A 15,749-nucleotide genomic window follows, 5' to 3' on the forward strand; every position below is an offset into this window, starting at 1 on the left:
GGAGAGTCAGGTGCCCATGTGTTTGGCTGTCAGCCGCGGAATACCGCCCTCAAGGACGCCGCCGACCGTATAAAACGAGCCAAAGACCACGATTCTATCAGCGGGGTCTGCGGCGGCGATGGCCGCCGCCAGCGCCTGCTGGGGGTCGGCGTGCACCGTTGCCGATGCATCTTTACGGCTATTTTGGGCCTGCCACTGGGTTTGCAAGTGCTGCGCCGTGGCCGCGCGAGGGGTCGGCATGTCGGTGAAATACCAGCGGTCGATCAGCGGACCGATACGCGCCAGCATGGGCAGCAAGTCCTTGTCGGCCATGGCGCCGAACACCGCATGGGTGGTCGGGTAAAAGCCCATGGCGTCCAGGTTCGCCGCCAGCGCCGCCACGGCGTGCGGGTTGTGCGCCACGTCCAGCACCAGGGTGGGCTGGCCGGGCACGATCTGGAAGCGGCCCGGCAGCTCGACCATGGACAAGCCGGTGCGCACCGCCTGCGCCGTCACCGGCAACTGCTCGCGCAGCGCTGTCAACGCCGCCAGCACGCCGGATGCATTGACCAGCTGGTTCGCGCCACGCAGACCCGGGTAGCCGAGTCCGCTGTAGCGCCGGCCGCGGCCAGCCCAGCCCCACTGCTGCTTGTCTCCCGAGAAGTTGAAGTCTTCGCCAAAGCGCCACAGGTCGGCACCGATGGCCTTGGCATGGTCCAGCACGCTCTGCGGCGGTACCGGGTCGCTGACCACCACCGGCTTGCCGGCGCGCATGATGCCGGCCTTCTCGAAACCTATGCTTTCGCGGTCCTTGCCCAGGAACTCCATGTGGTCCAGGTCGATGCTGGTGATCACCGCGCAGCTGGTGTCGATGATGTTCACCGCGTCCAGGCGGCCGCCGAGGCCGACCTCCAGGATCGCCACGTCCAGCCCGGACTGCGCCATCAGGCTCAGGATGGCCAGGGTGCTGAACTCAAAATAGGTGAGGGAAATATCGCCTCTGGCGCTTTCCACGTTTGCGAAGTGCGCTACAAAATCAGCAGCACCCGCAATCTCGCCGCCGATGCGGCAGCGCTCTTCGAAATGCACCAGGTGCGGCGAGGTATACACCCCGGTGCGGTAGCCCGATTGCAGCAGGATGGCCTCCAGCATGGCGCAGGTCGAGCCCTTGCCGTTGGTGCCGGCCACGGTGATCACCGGGCAGTCAAAGCGCAGGCCCATACGCTCTGCGACAGTGCGAACCCGGTCCAGGCCGAGCTCGATAGTGGTGGGGTGGAGCCGCTCGCAGTGCGCCAGCCAGTCGTTCAAGGTTTGCATAGGGGGTATTGTCGCAAACGATAATCCGGCCATGATTACCCTCTACGGCATCTCCAACTGCGACACGGTCAAAAAGGCCCGCGTCTGGCTCGACAGCCACGCCCTGCCCTACGCCTTCCATGACTTCAAGAAAGCCGGCGTGCCGGCCGACCGGCTGGCCGCCTGGACCCAGGCCGTCGGCTGGGAAAAGGTCTTGAACCGCCAAGGCACGACCTGGCGCAAGCTGGACCCCGCCGTGCAGGCCAGTGTGGTGGATGCAGCCAGCGCCGAGGCGGTGATGCGCGAACATGCCAGCACCATCAAGCGCCCGGTGGTCGAATGGGGCGACAGCACTACGGTGGGCTTCAGCGCCGATGCCTGGGCCGGCAAAGCCCCCTAAAACCAACGCCCGGCCGCCCTAAAATCGAAGGGCATTCCAGCCAAGATTTAAGCCAAAAGTGCCTCTGGCGCAGGTACTACCTGCGCGAGCAGCTACAAATTCAATAGTAAGCAACAGAAAGTCCAACATGACCACCGCAAAGATCGACAACGTTACCGTCACCACCCAGGCCAGCGTCTACTTCGACGGGAAATGCGTCAGCCACGGCATCACCTTTGCCGACGGCACCAAGAAAAGCGTGGGCGTGATCCTGCCCGCCACCCTGACCTTCAACACCGGCGCCCCCGAAATCATGGAAGGCGTGGGCGGCGAATGCGAATACCTGCTGACCGGCAGCACCGAATGGGTGAAATCCGGCGAAGGCGAGAAGTTCAGCGTGCCGGGCAATTCCAGCTTCCAGATCCGCGTCGCCACGCCCTACCACTACATCTGCCATTTTGGTTAAACACCCCCAGGCTGCAGCGCTACGCGTCTTCCGCCAACCCCCTTGCAGGGGGCAACACCTGCAGCCTGGCGGAGCCAGCTCTGCGGTGTTTCTGGCGAATGCGCGTTCTTCCTACGCCCGCTAGCTCTTGTGGAACAGCGGGTGCAGGTTGTTGTGCTTGCCGTCGAACACCTCGGCGCCCACGTCGATCTGCAGCGTGATGCCGATGGGCCGCTGGTCGAAGATGGGCGCGAAATGCGCGCGGGTGCAGGTCAAAAGCGCCTCGCCGGCGCGCTGCTGGGTCGCCTCGCTGCGGCCCTTGCTCATGCGCAGGTTCAGGTAGACAAACGCATGGTCGCCCGAGCCATCGGCCACCGCATAGTGCGCGGCCGGGTAAGCGAACACCCGCGTGCCGCCGGTGGGAAACAGCTGCTTGCCCGCGTCGTCCTGCAGGCCGAGCATGGTGTCGGCAAGGCTGCGGCATAGCTGGCCGATGTCGCTGCCGCCCTGGTCGGCAGGTTTGTCGAGCTGGCCGGTATAGAGAATCACAAGATGCGGCATGGTGGCTTTTAAGAGTTAAACGACGACGGGTTCGGGTTCTAGCAGGATGCCGAAGCGCTCATAGACGCTGGTCTGGATCGCCTTGGCCAGGGTCATCACCTCGCCGCCGGTGGCGGGGTTCTCGGCACCGCCGCGGTTCACCAGCACCAGCGCCTGCTTTTCATAGACGGCGGCATTGCCGACCGACTTGCCCTTCCAGCCACAGGCGTCGATCAGCCAGCCTGCCGCCAGCTTCACCGTGCCATTGGCCAGCTGGTAGTACACCACGCGCGGGTCGCGGGCGATGATGTCGGCGCACTGCTCGGTGCTGACGGTGGGGTTCTTGAAGAAGCTGCCGGCATTGCCGATGACCTGCGGGTCGGGCAGCTTGGCGCGGCGGATTTCGCAGATCCAGTCGAAGATCTGGCGCGCAGTGGGCGCAGCCACGCCGGTGGCGGCCATCTTCTTTTCCAGATCCAGGTAGCCGAGCACCGGTTTCCAGGCTTTGGCCAGGTGGAAGCGCACCCGGGTAATCAATGCCCGGCCCTCCAGCCCCAGGCCACCCTGGTGCTTGAAGACCGAGTCGCGGTACCCGAACGCGCACTGAGCGGCGTTCAGCGTGAAGCTCTGGCCGGTCTGCAGGTCGACCGCGTCCAGAGCCTCGAAGCGGTCTTGCAGCTCCACGCCGTAAGCGCCAATGTTCTGCACCGGCGACGCGCCGACGGTGCCGGGGATCAGCGCCAGGTTCTCCAGCCCGGTGTAGCCCTGGTCCAGCGTCCAGGCGACGAAGTCGTGCCAGTTCTCGCCGGCGCCGGCTTCGACGATCCAGGCCTTGTCGGTCTCGGCCACCAAGCGCTTGCCCGGCACCTCGACCTTCAGCACCACAGGCTTCACATCGCCGGTCAGCACGATGTTGCTGCCGCCGCCGAGCACAAACTTGGGCTGCGGCGCCAGCAGCGCATCCTCGCGCAGCGACTGCAGATCGGCCTCGCTGGTGACGCGCACCAGGGTGTGGGCGCGCGCATGGATGCCGAAGCTGTTATAGCCACGCAAAGGAACATTTTTCTCGATTAACATGGCCAGATTGTCCCACCGGGCGGCGGGCAAGCTTTGCGATTGCCCCACGCCCCCAGCCTATTTTGAGAAAACCATGCCTTCATTCGACACCGTTTGCGAACCCGACTTGCCCGAAGTGCGCAATGCCGTGGACAACACCACTAAAGAAATCACCACCCGCTTCGACTTCAAGGGCACCTCGGCCAGCATCGAACTGAAAGACAAGGAAATCACCTTGATCGGCGACGCCGAGTTCCAGCTCGACCAGATCATGGACGTGCTGACCAACAAGATGACCAAGCGCAATGTCGACGTGAAGTTCCTCGACAAGGGCGATGTGCAAAAGGTCGGCGGCGACAAGGTCAAGCTGGTGATCAAGGTGCGCAGCGGCATCGAAACCGAAGTGTCCAAGAAGATCACCCGCGCCATCAAGGACAGCAAGCTCAAGGTCACCGCCGCCATCCAGGGCGATGCGGTGCGTGTCACTGGCGCCAAGCGCGACGACCTGCAGGCCGCCATGGCCCTGGTGCGCAGCACAATTGACGATCTGCCTTTGAGCTTCAACAACTTCCGCGACTGACCCCCATGGGCAGGCCCGCATACCTTCGGCTGGCTGTACTGTGTGCAGCCCTGGCCGTGGGCGCCGCGGTGCAGGCCCAGAGCGTGGCCCTCAGCGGCATGATGGGCGGCAAGGCCTTGCTGCTGGTCGATGGCAAGCCACCGAAGAGCGTGGCGCCCGGTGAAACCCACCTGGGCGTCAAAGTGATCTCGGTGGCGGCAGACGAAGCCCTGGTCGAGATCAACGGCAAACGCGCCACCTTGCGCCTGGGCGAGTCGCCGGTCAGCGTCAAGGGCAAGAGCAGCGGCAACAAGATTGTGTTGGTGGCCGACAGCCAGGGCCACTTCATCGGCCCGGGTCGGATCAACGGCCAGAGCATGCAGTTCGTGGTGGACACCGGTGCCACCGTGGTCAGCTTGGGCATGAACGATGCCGACCGCATGGGCATCAACTACAAAAACGGCGAGCCGGTGCGGATGAGCACGGCCAATGGCAACTCCAACGGTTGGCGCATCCGGCTGAGCTCGGTGCGGATCGGCGATGTGGAGCTGTCCGGTGTGGAAGCGGTGGTCACGCCGTCGTCCATGCCCTATGTGCTGCTGGGCAATAGTTTTCTGACCCAGTTCCAGATGACCCGGATCAACGACCAAATGGTGCTCGAACGCCGTTACTAGCGCTACGTTCTCTGGTAGATTCGCTGCCAAACTTCCCCGCCCATGCCCTATACCCACGTGCCCCATCCGCAGGACGCAGACTACGAGGATTTGCTCAGCCTCTGGGCCGACCTCGAATCGGGCCTGGCCATGGTGTTGGCGAATCCGCGCAACATCCCGAACTTCGAGCAAAAGATCCGCCAGTACGACCGCTGGATGCAAGACTTGCTGCAACAAGACACCGACACCGGCCTGTACCTGCTGTTCCAGCTGGCCACCAATGCCTCGGTCGGCTACAGCGCCCTGCATGCACTGGTCTGCGCCGTGCTGTGCCATATCACCTCGCAAGAGCTGCACCTGGTGGAAAGCGAGCGCGACAGCCTGGTGTTCGCGGCCATGACCATGAACATCGCCATGACGGCGCTGCAAGACACCCTGGCCGTGCAGACCACAACACCCACCGCCGAACAGAAGGCACTGATACAGACCCATGCGGCGGACGGACGGCGCCTGCTGCTGAAGGTTGGGATCGTCGACGCCGACTGGCTGGACGTGGTGGCCGCCCACCATGACGCGCACGATGCCCGGCACGACTTCCAGCAGCTCGGCCTGGTGCCGCGGCTGGCCCATACCCTGCGCGTGGTGGACCGCTACGCCGCCATGGTCAGCCCGCGCAAATCGCGCACCGGGCGCAGCGTGACCGACTCGGTGCGCAGCATCATGGCCAGCGGCCTAGGGCCAAACGACCCGGTGGGTTTTGCACTGGTACGTGCCATAGGCCTGTGCCCGCCCGGCACCTATGTGCGCATGGACAACGGTGAAACCGCTGTGGTGCTGCGGCGCAGCAGCAAGGCCAACCTGCCCCTGGTTGCCACCCTCATGAACCGCAAGGGCGAAGCCTATGTGCCGCCGCGCCTGCACCGCACCGCCACCAGCGCGCCGCATGTGCAGTCTGCGCTGACCCAGGACACGGTGAAGATCCGCGTCAACCACCAGAGCCTGCTGCGCCAGGGCATCTACGCCGACCGCCCGGCGCCGCCCCGCTAACGTCAGCCGGGTTTTTGGGTTTTCTTGCCCAGGCGCGATTCAGTGCCTTTGAGCAAACGCGTGATGTTCTCGCGGTGCCGGTACACCAGCAGAAAACCCATGGCGCAGATGGACAGCAGCACCGGGGTTTCGGTGTACCAGGCGGTGCCGCCCCAGAGCACGTAATACACCGGCGCCAGCAGCGCGGCCGACAGCGAGGCCAGCGACGAATAGCGGAACGCATAGGCCATGATCAGCCAGGTGATGATGGCCATCAGCCCCAGCGCCCAGTGGATGCCCAGCAGCACGCCCAGTGCCGTGGCTACGCCCTTGCCGCCCACGAACTTGAAGAACACCGGGTACAGATGGCCGAGGAACGCCGCCAGCCCGACCAGCGCTATCGTGCCGTCTTCCAGGCCGTAAGGCTTGCCATACCAGCCGACCAGCGCCACCGGCAGCCAGCCCTTGACGCCGTCCAGCAGCAGCGTGGCAATGGCGGCCGGCTTGCTGCCCGAGCGCAACACATTGGTGGCGCCGGGGTTTTTACTGCCGAAGGTGCGCGGGTCGCTCAGACCCATGACGCGGCTGACGATCACCGCAAACGACAAAGAGCCCAGCAAATAAGCGGCCAGGGTGACAAGAAGGGGGTAAAGCATTTCCAAGAGGTGTCTCCAAACTTGGACGCATTTTGCCAGCCGTCTATAAAGGAATTGCGCAGTTCACGGCTTTGGCGTCCAAGAGCTGCACGCAGACCTGCGGGTCCAACCCAATCAAGTAACCGCGCCGGCCGCCGTTGATGGCGATGCGCGGCAGCTCCAGAATCGCCGCCTCGATGTACACCGGCATGCTCTTGCGCGTAGCAAACGGCGAAGTGCCGCCCACGAGGTAGCCGCTGTGCCGGTTCGCCACCTCGGGCTTGCAGGGCGCGACCGACTTGCAGCCAATCTGCCGCGCCAGGTTCTTCAGCGACACCGCGCGGTTGCCGTGCATCAGCACGATCAGCGGCTTGGCCCGCTCGTCCTCCATCACCAGCGTCTTGACCACGCTGAACGGGTCCAGCCCCAGCACCTCGGCGCTGTGCTGGGCCCCGCCGTGCTCCACATACGCGTAGGGGTACTCGGTGAACGCGATCTTGTGCGCCCGCAGCAGCTGGGTCGCCGGCGTCTCCGAAATATGGTCTGACTTCGCCATACTGAAATTTATAAAAATAAAGGCTGTAGCGCAGGCACTACCAGCGCCACCAGCTATTTAAACCATAGCAAATGTAAAAACCATCCCGGCTATCAATAAGCGCCCCTGCCCCCCTTCCAGAGAACCCACGGAACCGGCTCCGCCGGGCCGTCGGGTTCGCCCCCTGCAAGGGGGTTGGCGGAAACACGCAGTGTGGAGCCTGGGGGTGAGCCTTATTGCGCCGGGTCGCGCAGCTCCCAACGGACCTTGTCGATCTCGGCCAGCAGCTCGGGCGCCAGGGTCTGGCCCCAGGCGTCCAGGCACTCGTCCAGCTGGGCCACCGAGGTCACGCCGATGATGGTGCTGGCGACCTGCCATTTGGAGTTGCAGAAGGCCAACGCCATCTGGGTCGGCGTCAGGCCGTTGGCGCGGGCCAGGGCGTTGTAGCGGCGGGCGGCCTCCAGCGCCTCGGTACGGCCCCAGCGCTGCTTGCGCATGGATTCGAACTTGGCCAGGCGGCCTTCGGGCACGCCCGGGCCGGTGGTGCCGGACGCGTCGTACTTGCCGGTCAGCAGGCCAAAGCCCAGCGGCGAATAGGCCAGCAGGGACACGCCCAGGCGGTACATGGTTTCGTCCAGGCCGTTTTCCACGGTGCGGTTGATCAGGCAATATGGGTTTTGCACCGTGGCCACGCGCGGCAGGCCGTGCTGCTCGGCCAGGCGCACAAACTCGTGCACGCCGTACGGGGTTTCGTTCGACAGTCCGATGGCCTTGATCTTGCCCTGCTTGACCAGGGTGGCCAGGGCTTCGAGCTGCTCGTGGATGCTGGAGACCGGCAGGTCTTTCTCCGGGTCAAAGTAGACGCCGCCAAAGGCTGGCACATGGCGTGCCGGCCAGTGGATCTGGTACAGGTCGATCACGTCGGTGCGCAAGCGGTGCAGGCTGCCGTGGCAGGCGTCGATGATCTCGGCACGGGTCAGGTCGGGGCTGCCGTTGCGCACCCAGGGCATGCCGCGCGACGGGCCGGCAACCTTGGTCGCCAGCACTACCTTGTGGCGCGCGCCCGGGTTCTTGGCAAACCAGTGGCCCAGGATGGTTTCGGTGCCGCCATAGGTTTCGGCCCGGGCCGGCACCGAATACATTTCGGCCGTATCCAGAAAGTTCACGCCGCGCTCCAGCGAGCGGTCGAGGATGGCGTGGGCATGGGCTTCGTCAACCTGCTCGCCGAAGGTCATGGTGCCCAGGCAGATGGAGGTGACTTGCAGGTCGCTTTGACCGAGTTGGATTTTTTTCATGGGATGGCAATGGGTTTTGCTTAACAACCGTGTTTCAGCAGCGTTTTCCATCCTACAACAAGCGCCGGATACGAGTCGTCCACCGGACAGACAAGCCCCCCGCTGCATGGCTAATATCGCGGCATGTACCAAGCCCTACGCCATTCCCGCAGCGAATTCACCACCTTGCGAACCATCCCCTACCACGTGCGCCAATGGGGCCAGCCCACGCCTGGCCAGCCGCCGCTGGTGCTGGTGCACGGCTGGATGGACGTGGCGGCCAGCTACCAGTTCATGGTGGACGCTTTGGCCGAGGACCGCCACATCATCGCCCCCGACTGGCGCGGCTTTGGCCTGACCGGCAGCGGCGGGGTCGACAGCTTCTGGATTCCCGACTACCTGGGCGACCTGGACTTTCTGCTCGACCACTACGCCCCCGGCCAGGCGGTCGACCTGGTGGGCCACAGCATGGGCGGCCACATCGCCATGCTGTACGCGGGCATCCGCCCGGCGCGCATCCGCCGGCTGGTCAACCTGGAAGGCTTTGGCATGCCCGCCACCCGGCCGTCGCAGGCGCCGGGACGCTATGCCGAATGGATGGACGGCCTGCACAGCCTGCACCGCGGTGAGATGGCGCTCAAAACCTATGCCGACCTGCCCGGCGTGGCCCAGCGCCTGGTGAAGACCAACCGCCGTCTGCCCGCCGACAAGGCCGACTGGCTGGCCCAGCACTGGGCCCAGCCGCAGACGTTGGCCGACAGCAGCAGCGTCTGGCAAATCCTGGGCGACCCGGCCCACAAGCTGCGCGGCGCCCAGCTGTTCCGAGTCGACGAGGTGCTGGCCGTGTACCAGCGCATCACGGCGCCCACCCTGGCGGTGGAAGCCTCGGACGACAGCCTGGCCCGCTGGGGCCTGGGCTATACGCTGGACGAATACCACCAGCGGTTGCAATCCGTGCCCAACGCCACCCTGGCCGTGGTACAAGACGCCGGCCACATGCTGCACCACGACCAGCCACAGCAGCTGGCGCGTTTGATCGAAGATTTTTTTGCCTGAAATGCAAGTCTTTTAGGGCTGTAGCGCAGGCAAATCCAGCGCCACCAGCTCTCAATTCAATAGCAGACGGGCCAATAGCGTGCCCCGGGGTTCTGTGCCACTATGTAAACGTCATTGGCTACAGGCGCTACACCAGCGATACCCCATGAAACTAAGCCTCAAACTTCCGCTGGCGTTTGCCGCTGCGCTGGTCTTAGTCCTGTGTGCCGCACTGTTCGGCATCTACCAGCTGAACCGCTCGCTGAACACCTACCAGACCACGGTGCAAACCAGCCACGCGCACGAACGAGCCATTTCCAACCTGCTCAACGACTTCAAGGTCCAGGTGCAGGAATGGAAAAACATCTTGCTGCGCGGCAAAAACCCCGAGCAGCTGGACCGCTACTGGAAGGCATTCCAAACCAAAGAGAGCGAAATCGCCCAATCCGCCAGCGCCCTGCAACAAGCCTTGCCACCCGGCGGGGCGCGCAGCCTGGTCGAGCGCTTTGCGCAATCCCACCAGACCATGGGTGCGGCCTACCGCAAAGGGCTGGAAGCCTTTAAGGGCGCCGACTTCGATTCGGCGGTGGGCGACAAGGCGGTGCAAGGCATGGACCGCGAGCCCAGCAAGCTATTGGACGATGCAGCACAGGCCATAGGCACCGACAGCCGCGCCGTCGCCGACATGGCCGCCAGCACCGGCCAGCGCGCCACCACCATCAGCCTGACCATCATGCTGGCGGCCTGCATTGCCGTGATGCTGGCCAGCTGGCGCTTCAGCCGCACCATCACCACCCGGCTCGGCCATGCGCTGGGGGTGTCGCAGTCGGTGGCCAGCGGCGACCTGACCGCCGCCCAGGCCGTGTCGGGCAAAGACGAGCTGGCCGACCTGCTGAACGCGCTGCACGGCATGCAAACCAGCCTGTCCACCGTGGTCGCCACCGTGCGCTCCAGCGCCGAAAGCGTGTCCAGCGCCAGCCAGGAGATCGCCGCGGGCAACCACGACCTGAGCTCGCGCACCGAAGAGCAGGCCTCGGCGCTGGAGCAAACCGCCGCCTCCATGGAAGAGCTGGGCGCCACCATCCGGCAGAACACCGACGGCGCCGAGCATGCGAACCAGCTGGCGGTGAAGGCGTCCAGCGTGGCCGTGCATGGCTCCGAGGTCTTCACCCGCGCGGCTGACACCATGACCGGCATCACCGAAGCCTCGCGCAAGATCTCCGACATCATCGGCGTCATTGATGGCATTGCCTTCCAAACCAACATCCTGGCGCTGAATGCCGCTGTCGAAGCCGCACGGGCGGGCGAGCAAGGACGCGGTTTTGCCGTGGTGGCCAGCGAAGTGCGCCTACTGGCCCAGCGCAGTGCCGACGCGGCCCGCGAGATCAAAGCCCTGATCCAGACCAGCGTGCAGCGCATGGCCCAGGGCTCGGCCCTGGTGGACGAAAGCGGTGCGGCGATGCAGGAGGTGGTGGCGTCGATCCGCCGCGTCACCGACATCATGGGCGAGATCAGCGCCGCCAGCCAGGAGCAAAGCCGCGGCGTGCAGCAGATCAGCGAAGCCGTGACCCAGATCGACCAGACCACCCAGCAAAACGCCGCCCTGGTGGAAGAAAGCGCGGCCGCCGCCGACAGCCTGCAGCACCAGGCAGCCGAGCTGGTGCGCACGGTGTCGGTGTTCCGGCTCAGCGGCGCCGCGCCCGGCCTGGGCAAACCGCTTTTGGCCTGAAGCAGCAAAAGCCCGGCCTGCCGCCCGGGCGTCATGAGAGGCGTGAGAAAATAATGGGTTACGCCATCGGCTCACTCAATTGGCCGGCTCCCGCAGCCGGCCAGTGCACTCAAGGAAGACTCTCATGGAAGCAGAACGCATCAACACCATTGGCAACCAACTCAGCAGCCTGAGCGTGCGTACCGAAGATTTACGGAGGTATCTTTGACGTCGATGCCAAAGCCGAGCGCCTGCGCACCGTCAATGCCTCGCTAGAAGACCCCAGCGTCTGGAACGACCCGAAGAAAGCCCAGGAACTGGGCAAAGAGAAGAAACTGCTCGACGGCGTGGTGCTGGCGCTGGAAAAGCTCACCCGTGAGCTGGCCGACAACACCGAGCTGTTCGAGATGTCGAAGGAAGAAGGCGACGAAGACGGCCTGATCACCATCGAGACCGAAACCGCCAGCCTGGCCACCGAAGTCGAGGCGCTGGAATTCCGCCGCATGTTCAACCAGCCGGCCGACCCCCTGCCCTGCTTCCTGGACATCCAGGCCGGCGCCGGCGGTACCGAAGCCTGCGACTGGGCCAGCATGCTGCTGCGTCAGTACCTGCGCTACGCCGAACGCAAGGGCTTCACCGCCACCGTGGAAGACATCACAGACGGCGACACCGCCGGCATCAAGGGCGCGACCATCAAGATCGAAGGCGAATACGCGTTCGGACTGCTGCGCACCGAGACCGGCGTGCATCGCCTGGTGCGCAAGAGCCCGTTCGACTCGTCGGGCGGCCGCCACACCAGCTTTGCCAGCGTGTTTGTGTACCCCGAAATCGACGACTCGATCGAGATCGAGATCAATCCCAGCGACGTGCGCACCGACACCTTCCGCGCGTCCGGCGCCGGCGGCCAGCACATCAACAAGACCGATTCGGCCGTGCGTTTGACGCACATCCCGACCGGCATCGTGGTGCAGTGCCAGGACGGCCGCAGCCAGCACAGCAACCGCGACGTGGCCTGGAAGCGACTGCGCTCGCGCCTGTATGACTTCGAACTGCGCAAGCAGCAAGAGGCCCAGCAAAAGCTGGAAGACACCAAGACCGATGTAGGCTGGGGCCACCAGATCCGCAGCTATGTGCTGGACAACAGCCGTATCAAGGACCTGCGCACCAATGTCGAAGTCTCGGCCACGCAAAAGGTGCTGGACGGCGATCTGGACATCTTCATCGAAGCCTCTCTGAAACAAGGCGTTTAATGCAAGCTCTTTTCGCTCAGCCCACCAAGGCCCTGATCTTCGACATGGACGGCACCATGATCGACTCTATGCCGCACCATGCCTCCACCTGGCAGGACTTTGCCAAAAAGCACGGCATTGACATGGACATCGACGAGCTGATGCGCCGCACCACCGGCCGCACCGGCCTGGAATGCGTGCGCCTGCTGCTGGACCAGCCGGATATGGACGATGCCCTGGCCTGGGAGCTGGTGCACGAGAAAGAGCGCCTGTACCGCGACATCTTCGGCCCCATCTTCAAGGAAGTGGCCGGCTTCAGCGCCTTCTACGCGGCCACCCGGACGCGCGGCCTGAAGGTCGGCGTGGGCACGGCGGGCGACATCCACAACGTGGAATTCGCCCTCGGCCATCTGAAGATGGCACCGCCGCCCGACGCAATCGCCCGCGGCGACGAGGGCCTTAGCGGCAAGCCTACGCCCGCTATCTTTTTGGCAGCAGCAGAGCGTGTGGGCATTGCTCCAGAGCACTGTATCGTCTTCGAAGATGCGCCTTTTGGCATAGAAGCTGCTCGCCGGGCTGGCATGCGTGCCGTCGGCATCTGCACCACAAATACACCCGAAGAGCTGGCCGGGCCGCACGTGATTACCTGCGTGCGCAACTACGACGAACTCTTGCAATCGAACTTTCTGGGGAACCTCCATGTATCGTGAAGGACAGGCGACAGCCATCCACCGGGCCGACTACACCGCGCCGGCTTTCTGGATCGACACGGTCGAGCTCTGCTTCGACCTGGACCCGGCCAAAACCCGCGTGCTCAACAAGATGCGCATGCGCCGCAATCCCGATGTGCCCGCGCAAGCGCTGCGCCTCGACGGCGAAGAGCTGAACCTGGCCCGTGTGCTGGTCAACGGCCAAGGCGCTTCGTTCAAGATCGAGGGCAACCAGCTGGTGCTGGAAAGCCTGCCGGGCGCCGAAGACGGCGCCTTTGATCTGGAAATTTTCACCACCTGCGCACCGGCCAAGAACACCAAGCTGATGGGCTTGTTCGTCAGCAACGACACCTTCTTCACCCAGTGTGAGGCCGAAGGCTTCCGCCGCATCACCTACTTCCTGGACCGCCCGGACGTAATGGCCACCTACACCGTGACCCTGCGCGCCGACAAGGCCAAGTACCCGGTGCTGCTGAGCAATGGCAACCTGGTCGACCACGGCCCCTTGGACGATGGCCGCCACTTTGCCAAGTGGGAAGACCCGTTCCGCAAGCCCAGCTACCTGTTCGCCCTGGTGGCCGGCCAACTGGTCAGCCGCGAGCAGCGCATCAGCGCGCGCAATGGCAAAGACCATTTGCTGCAAGTCTTCGTGCGCCCCGGCGACCTGGACAAGACCGAGCACGCCATGCACTCCCTGATGGCGTCGATTGCCTGGGACGAAGCCCGCTTCGGCCTTCCGCTGGACCTGGAGCGCTTCATGATCGTCGCCACCAGCGACTTCAACATGGGCGCGATGGAAAACAAGGGCCTGAACATCTTCAACACCAAGTACGTGTTGGCGAACCAGGCCACGGCCACCGACACCGACTACGCGAACATCGAGTCGGTGGTCGGCCACGAGTACTTCCACAACTGGAGCGGCAACCGCGTCACCTGCCGCGACTGGTTCCAGCTGAGCCTGAAGGAAGGCCTGACCGTCTTCCGCGACCAGGAGTTCAGCCTGGACCTGTGCCGCGACCCGTCGGCCAAGGCTGTCAAGCGCATAGAAGACGTGCGCGTGCTGCGTACCGCCCAGTTCCCCGAAGATGCGGGCCCGATGGCCCACCCGGTGCGGCCTGACAGCTACATCGAGATCAACAACTTCTACACCGTCACCATCTACGAAAAAGGCGCGGAAGTGGTGCGCATGATGCAGACCTTGGTGGGCCGCGACGGCTTCGCCAAGGGCATGACGCTGTATTTCGAACGCTTCGATGGCCAGGCCGTGACTTGCGACGACTTCGCCCAGGCGATTGCCGACGCCAACCCGCAGTCGGACCTGGCGCGCCTACTGCCCCAGTTCAAGCGCTGGTACAGCCAGGCCGGCACGCCGCGCGTGCAGGCCGTGGGCCACTATGACGCAGCCGCACGCAGCTACACGCTGACCCTGTCGCAAACCTGCGCGCCGACGCCGGGCCAGGAGCACAAAGAGCCGTTCGTGATCCCTATCGGCCTGGGCCTGCTGACGCAGGATGGCAGCGCCCTGCCACTGCAGAGCGCGGACGGCAACACGCTGACCGCACCCTACACCTTTGTGATGACCGAAGCGACGCAAACGCTGACCTTCGTGAATCTGGACGCCGAGCCCGTTCCCAGCATCCTGCGCGGCTTCTCGGCCCCGGTGGTGCTGGTGTACGACTACACCGACGCCCAGCTGCTGACCCTGCTGGCGCATGACAGCGACGCCTTCAACCGCTGGGAAGCCGGCCAGCGCCTGGCCGTCCGATCCGCTATCACATTAATAGCTAGTGACGCAGATATAGCGGGCATCAAACCGCTAAATGATGCCTATATTGAAGCGATGCGCAGCGTGCTGCGCCATCCAGACCTGGATGCCGCCTTCAAAGAGCTGGTGCTGACCCTGCCATCCGAAACCTATCTGGCCGAACAGCTGAACGTGGTCGACCCGCAGCGCATCCACGCGGTGCGCGAAGCCATGCGCAACCAGCTCGCGCAAGCGCTCACCGCCGACTGGGCCTGGGCTTACGAGACCTACGGCGACACCGGAGCCTACCGCCCCGACCCACTGTCCAGCGGCCGCCGCGCGCTCACCGGCATGGCGCTGAGCCAGCTGTGCCTGGCTGCGCAGACCAGCGGCGATGTGGTCTGGCCCGGCAAGGCCTACCAACGCTTCAAGGACGCGGGCAACATGACCGACCGCTTCAACGCGTTGGCCGCGCTGGTCTCCAGCGGCCATCCGCTGGCGGCGCAGGCGCTGCCGCGCTTCCATGCGCTGTTCAAGGACGAAGCCCTGGTGCTGGACAAATGGTTTGCCCTGCAAGCTGGCGCCACCGACCGCGATGGCAACATCCTGCCGGCGGTGCGCCAGCTGATGAAGCACCCCGACTTCAGCCTGCGCAATCCGAACCGCGCGCGCAGCGTGGTGTTCAGCTACTGCAGCGCGAATCCCGGCGCCTTCCACCGCCGCGACGCCGCAGGCTATGTGTTCTGGAGCGAACGCGTGATTGAGCTCGACGGCATCAACCCCCAGGTGGCCGCCCGCCTGGCGCGCGCCCTGGACCGTTGGAAGAACCTGGCCGAACCCTACCGCAGCGCCGCCCGCGAAGCGCTGGTGCGGGTAGCCGCCAAGACCGATCTGAGCAACGACGTGCGCGAGGTAGTCTCCCGCGCATTGGCCGACTAAATAAGGA

At 64.5% G+C, this 15,749-nt stretch carries 16 protein-coding genes; 10 read left to right on the forward strand and 6 right to left on the reverse strand.

The annotated features are described in order from the left end of the window. Nucleotides 1-6: 6 nt before the first annotated feature. Complete coding sequence (folC, locus tag BLT66_RS13490; protein WP_092758224.1) at nt 7-1,296, reverse strand: bifunctional tetrahydrofolate synthase/dihydrofolate synthase; 1,290 nt, start codon at nt 1,294-1,296, stop codon at nt 7-9. A 31-nt stretch (nt 1,297-1,327) separates the two neighbouring features. Here folC and BLT66_RS13495 point away from each other — a divergent pair, with 31 nt between their 5' ends. Both BLT66_RS13495 and BLT66_RS13500 read left to right on the forward strand, forming a co-directional pair. After that, nucleotides 1,328-1,675 (forward strand): arsenate reductase, encoded by a 348-nt coding sequence (locus BLT66_RS13495; protein WP_092758225.1) that lies wholly within the window; start codon nt 1,328-1,330, stop codon nt 1,673-1,675. A 127-nt stretch (nt 1,676-1,802) separates the two neighbouring features. Next, nucleotides 1,803-2,120 (forward strand): pyrimidine/purine nucleoside phosphorylase, encoded by a 318-nt coding sequence (locus BLT66_RS13500; protein WP_092758226.1) that lies wholly within the window; start codon nt 1,803-1,805, stop codon nt 2,118-2,120. A 120-nt stretch (nt 2,121-2,240) separates the two neighbouring features. On the opposite strand, the gene BLT66_RS13505 is transcribed toward BLT66_RS13500, so the two are convergent. Next, nucleotides 2,241-2,660: a 5-carboxymethyl-2-hydroxymuconate Delta-isomerase gene (locus BLT66_RS13505; RefSeq protein ID WP_092758227.1), complete on the reverse strand. Its 420-nt coding sequence runs from the start codon at nt 2,658-2,660 to the stop codon at nt 2,241-2,243. Nucleotides 2,661-2,675: 15 nt separating this feature from the next. After that, nucleotides 2,676-3,716, reverse strand: a complete 1,041-nt coding sequence (gene murB, locus BLT66_RS13510) for a UDP-N-acetylmuramate dehydrogenase (RefSeq protein ID WP_092758452.1) — start codon at nt 3,714-3,716, stop codon at nt 2,676-2,678. A 73-nt stretch (nt 3,717-3,789) separates the two neighbouring features. Here murB and BLT66_RS13515 point away from each other — a divergent pair, with 73 nt between their 5' ends. Genes BLT66_RS13515 through BLT66_RS13525 form a run of 3 tightly spaced genes read left to right on the forward strand, consistent with a single transcriptional unit; the run spans nt 3,790 to nt 5,954 of the window. After that, a complete protein-coding gene (locus BLT66_RS13515) occupies nt 3,790-4,275 on the forward strand; it encodes a YajQ family cyclic di-GMP-binding protein (protein WP_092758228.1) in 486 nt (161 codons plus the stop codon). Between the two features lie 5 nt (nt 4,276-4,280). Continuing rightward, complete coding sequence (locus BLT66_RS13520) at nt 4,281-4,928, forward strand: retropepsin-like aspartic protease family protein (RefSeq protein WP_092758229.1); 648 nt, start codon at nt 4,281-4,283, stop codon at nt 4,926-4,928. Between the two features lie 42 nt (nt 4,929-4,970). Further along, complete coding sequence (locus tag BLT66_RS13525; RefSeq protein WP_092758230.1) at nt 4,971-5,954, forward strand: HD-GYP domain-containing protein; 984 nt, start codon at nt 4,971-4,973, stop codon at nt 5,952-5,954. 2 nt (nt 5,955-5,956) lie between these two features. On the opposite strand, the gene plsY is transcribed toward BLT66_RS13525, so the two are convergent. From plsY to BLT66_RS13540, 3 genes are all read right to left on the reverse strand, one after another. Beyond that, nucleotides 5,957-6,595, reverse strand: coding sequence for a glycerol-3-phosphate 1-O-acyltransferase PlsY (gene plsY, locus BLT66_RS13530; RefSeq protein ID WP_092758231.1), 639 nt, complete (start codon nt 6,593-6,595; stop codon nt 5,957-5,959). A gap of 37 nt (nt 6,596-6,632) precedes the next feature. Next, nucleotides 6,633-7,124, reverse strand: a complete 492-nt coding sequence (locus BLT66_RS13535; RefSeq protein ID WP_092758232.1) for an aminoacyl-tRNA deacylase — start codon at nt 7,122-7,124, stop codon at nt 6,633-6,635. 212 nt (nt 7,125-7,336) lie between these two features. Next, nucleotides 7,337-8,398, reverse strand: a complete 1,062-nt coding sequence (locus BLT66_RS13540) for an aldo/keto reductase (protein ID WP_092758233.1) — start codon at nt 8,396-8,398, stop codon at nt 7,337-7,339. A gap of 123 nt (nt 8,399-8,521) precedes the next feature. Here BLT66_RS13540 and BLT66_RS13545 point away from each other — a divergent pair, with 123 nt between their 5' ends. The 5 genes from BLT66_RS13545 to pepN all read left to right on the forward strand — a co-directional run bounded on the left by BLT66_RS13545 (nt 8,522) and on the right by pepN (nt 15,742). After that, nucleotides 8,522-9,433 (forward strand): alpha/beta fold hydrolase, encoded by a 912-nt coding sequence (locus tag BLT66_RS13545; RefSeq protein ID WP_092758234.1) that lies wholly within the window; start codon nt 8,522-8,524, stop codon nt 9,431-9,433. 145 nt (nt 9,434-9,578) lie between these two features. Beyond that, nucleotides 9,579-11,141, forward strand: coding sequence for a methyl-accepting chemotaxis protein (locus BLT66_RS13550; protein WP_092758235.1), 1,563 nt, complete (start codon nt 9,579-9,581; stop codon nt 11,139-11,141). A 124-nt stretch (nt 11,142-11,265) separates the two neighbouring features. Next, nucleotides 11,266-12,370, forward strand: a protein-coding gene (gene prfB, locus BLT66_RS13555; RefSeq protein WP_143029217.1) for a peptide chain release factor 2 whose coding sequence is annotated in 2 segments (ribosomal slippage) — nt 11,266-11,346 and nt 11,348-12,370 — 1,104 coding nt in all. Because the reading frame shifts where the segments join, the coding sequence is not laid out codon by codon here. After that, complete coding sequence (locus BLT66_RS13560) at nt 12,370-13,059, forward strand: HAD family hydrolase (protein ID WP_092758236.1); 690 nt, start codon at nt 12,370-12,372, stop codon at nt 13,057-13,059. The genes prfB and BLT66_RS13560 overlap by 1 nt, the downstream gene beginning before the upstream one ends. Then, nucleotides 13,049-15,742: an aminopeptidase N gene (gene pepN, locus BLT66_RS13565; protein ID WP_092758237.1), complete on the forward strand. Its 2,694-nt coding sequence runs from the start codon at nt 13,049-13,051 to the stop codon at nt 15,740-15,742. Before BLT66_RS13560 ends, pepN begins: the two co-directional genes overlap by 11 nt. Nucleotides 15,743-15,749 lie beyond the last annotated feature (7 nt).

The organism is Rhodoferax sp. OV413 (assembly GCF_900104385.1).
In the GTDB taxonomy this organism is placed as follows: domain Bacteria; phylum Pseudomonadota; class Gammaproteobacteria; order Burkholderiales; family Burkholderiaceae_C; genus Rhodoferax_B.

Bases quoted from the DNA above. Each gene is read 5' to 3' on its own strand.
- folC (WP_092758224.1), bottom strand. From the start codon at position 1,296: ATGCAAACCTTGAACGACTGGCTGGCGCACTGCGAGCGGCTCCACCCC.
- BLT66_RS13495 (WP_092758225.1), top strand. From the start codon at position 1,328: ATGATTACCCTCTACGGCATCTCCAACTGCGACACGGTCAAAAAGGCC.
- BLT66_RS13500 (WP_092758226.1), top strand. From the start codon at position 1,803: ATGACCACCGCAAAGATCGACAACGTTACCGTCACCACCCAGGCCAGC.
- BLT66_RS13505 (WP_092758227.1), bottom strand. From the start codon at position 2,660: ATGCCGCATCTTGTGATTCTCTATACCGGCCAGCTCGACAAACCTGCC.
- murB (WP_092758452.1), bottom strand. From the start codon at position 3,716: ATGTTAATCGAGAAAAATGTTCCTTTGCGTGGCTATAACAGCTTCGGC.
- BLT66_RS13515 (WP_092758228.1), top strand. From the start codon at position 3,790: ATGCCTTCATTCGACACCGTTTGCGAACCCGACTTGCCCGAAGTGCGC.
- BLT66_RS13520 (WP_092758229.1), top strand. From the start codon at position 4,281: ATGGGCAGGCCCGCATACCTTCGGCTGGCTGTACTGTGTGCAGCCCTG.
- BLT66_RS13525 (WP_092758230.1), top strand. From the start codon at position 4,971: ATGCCCTATACCCACGTGCCCCATCCGCAGGACGCAGACTACGAGGAT.
- BLT66_RS13535 (WP_092758232.1), bottom strand. From the start codon at position 7,124: ATGGCGAAGTCAGACCATATTTCGGAGACGCCGGCGACCCAGCTGCTG.
- BLT66_RS13540 (WP_092758233.1), bottom strand. From the start codon at position 8,398: ATGAAAAAAATCCAACTCGGTCAAAGCGACCTGCAAGTCACCTCCATC.
- BLT66_RS13545 (WP_092758234.1), top strand. From the start codon at position 8,522: ATGTACCAAGCCCTACGCCATTCCCGCAGCGAATTCACCACCTTGCGA.
- BLT66_RS13550 (WP_092758235.1), top strand. From the start codon at position 9,579: ATGAAACTAAGCCTCAAACTTCCGCTGGCGTTTGCCGCTGCGCTGGTC.
- BLT66_RS13560 (WP_092758236.1), top strand. From the start codon at position 12,370: ATGCAAGCTCTTTTCGCTCAGCCCACCAAGGCCCTGATCTTCGACATG.
- pepN (WP_092758237.1), top strand. From the start codon at position 13,049: ATGTATCGTGAAGGACAGGCGACAGCCATCCACCGGGCCGACTACACC.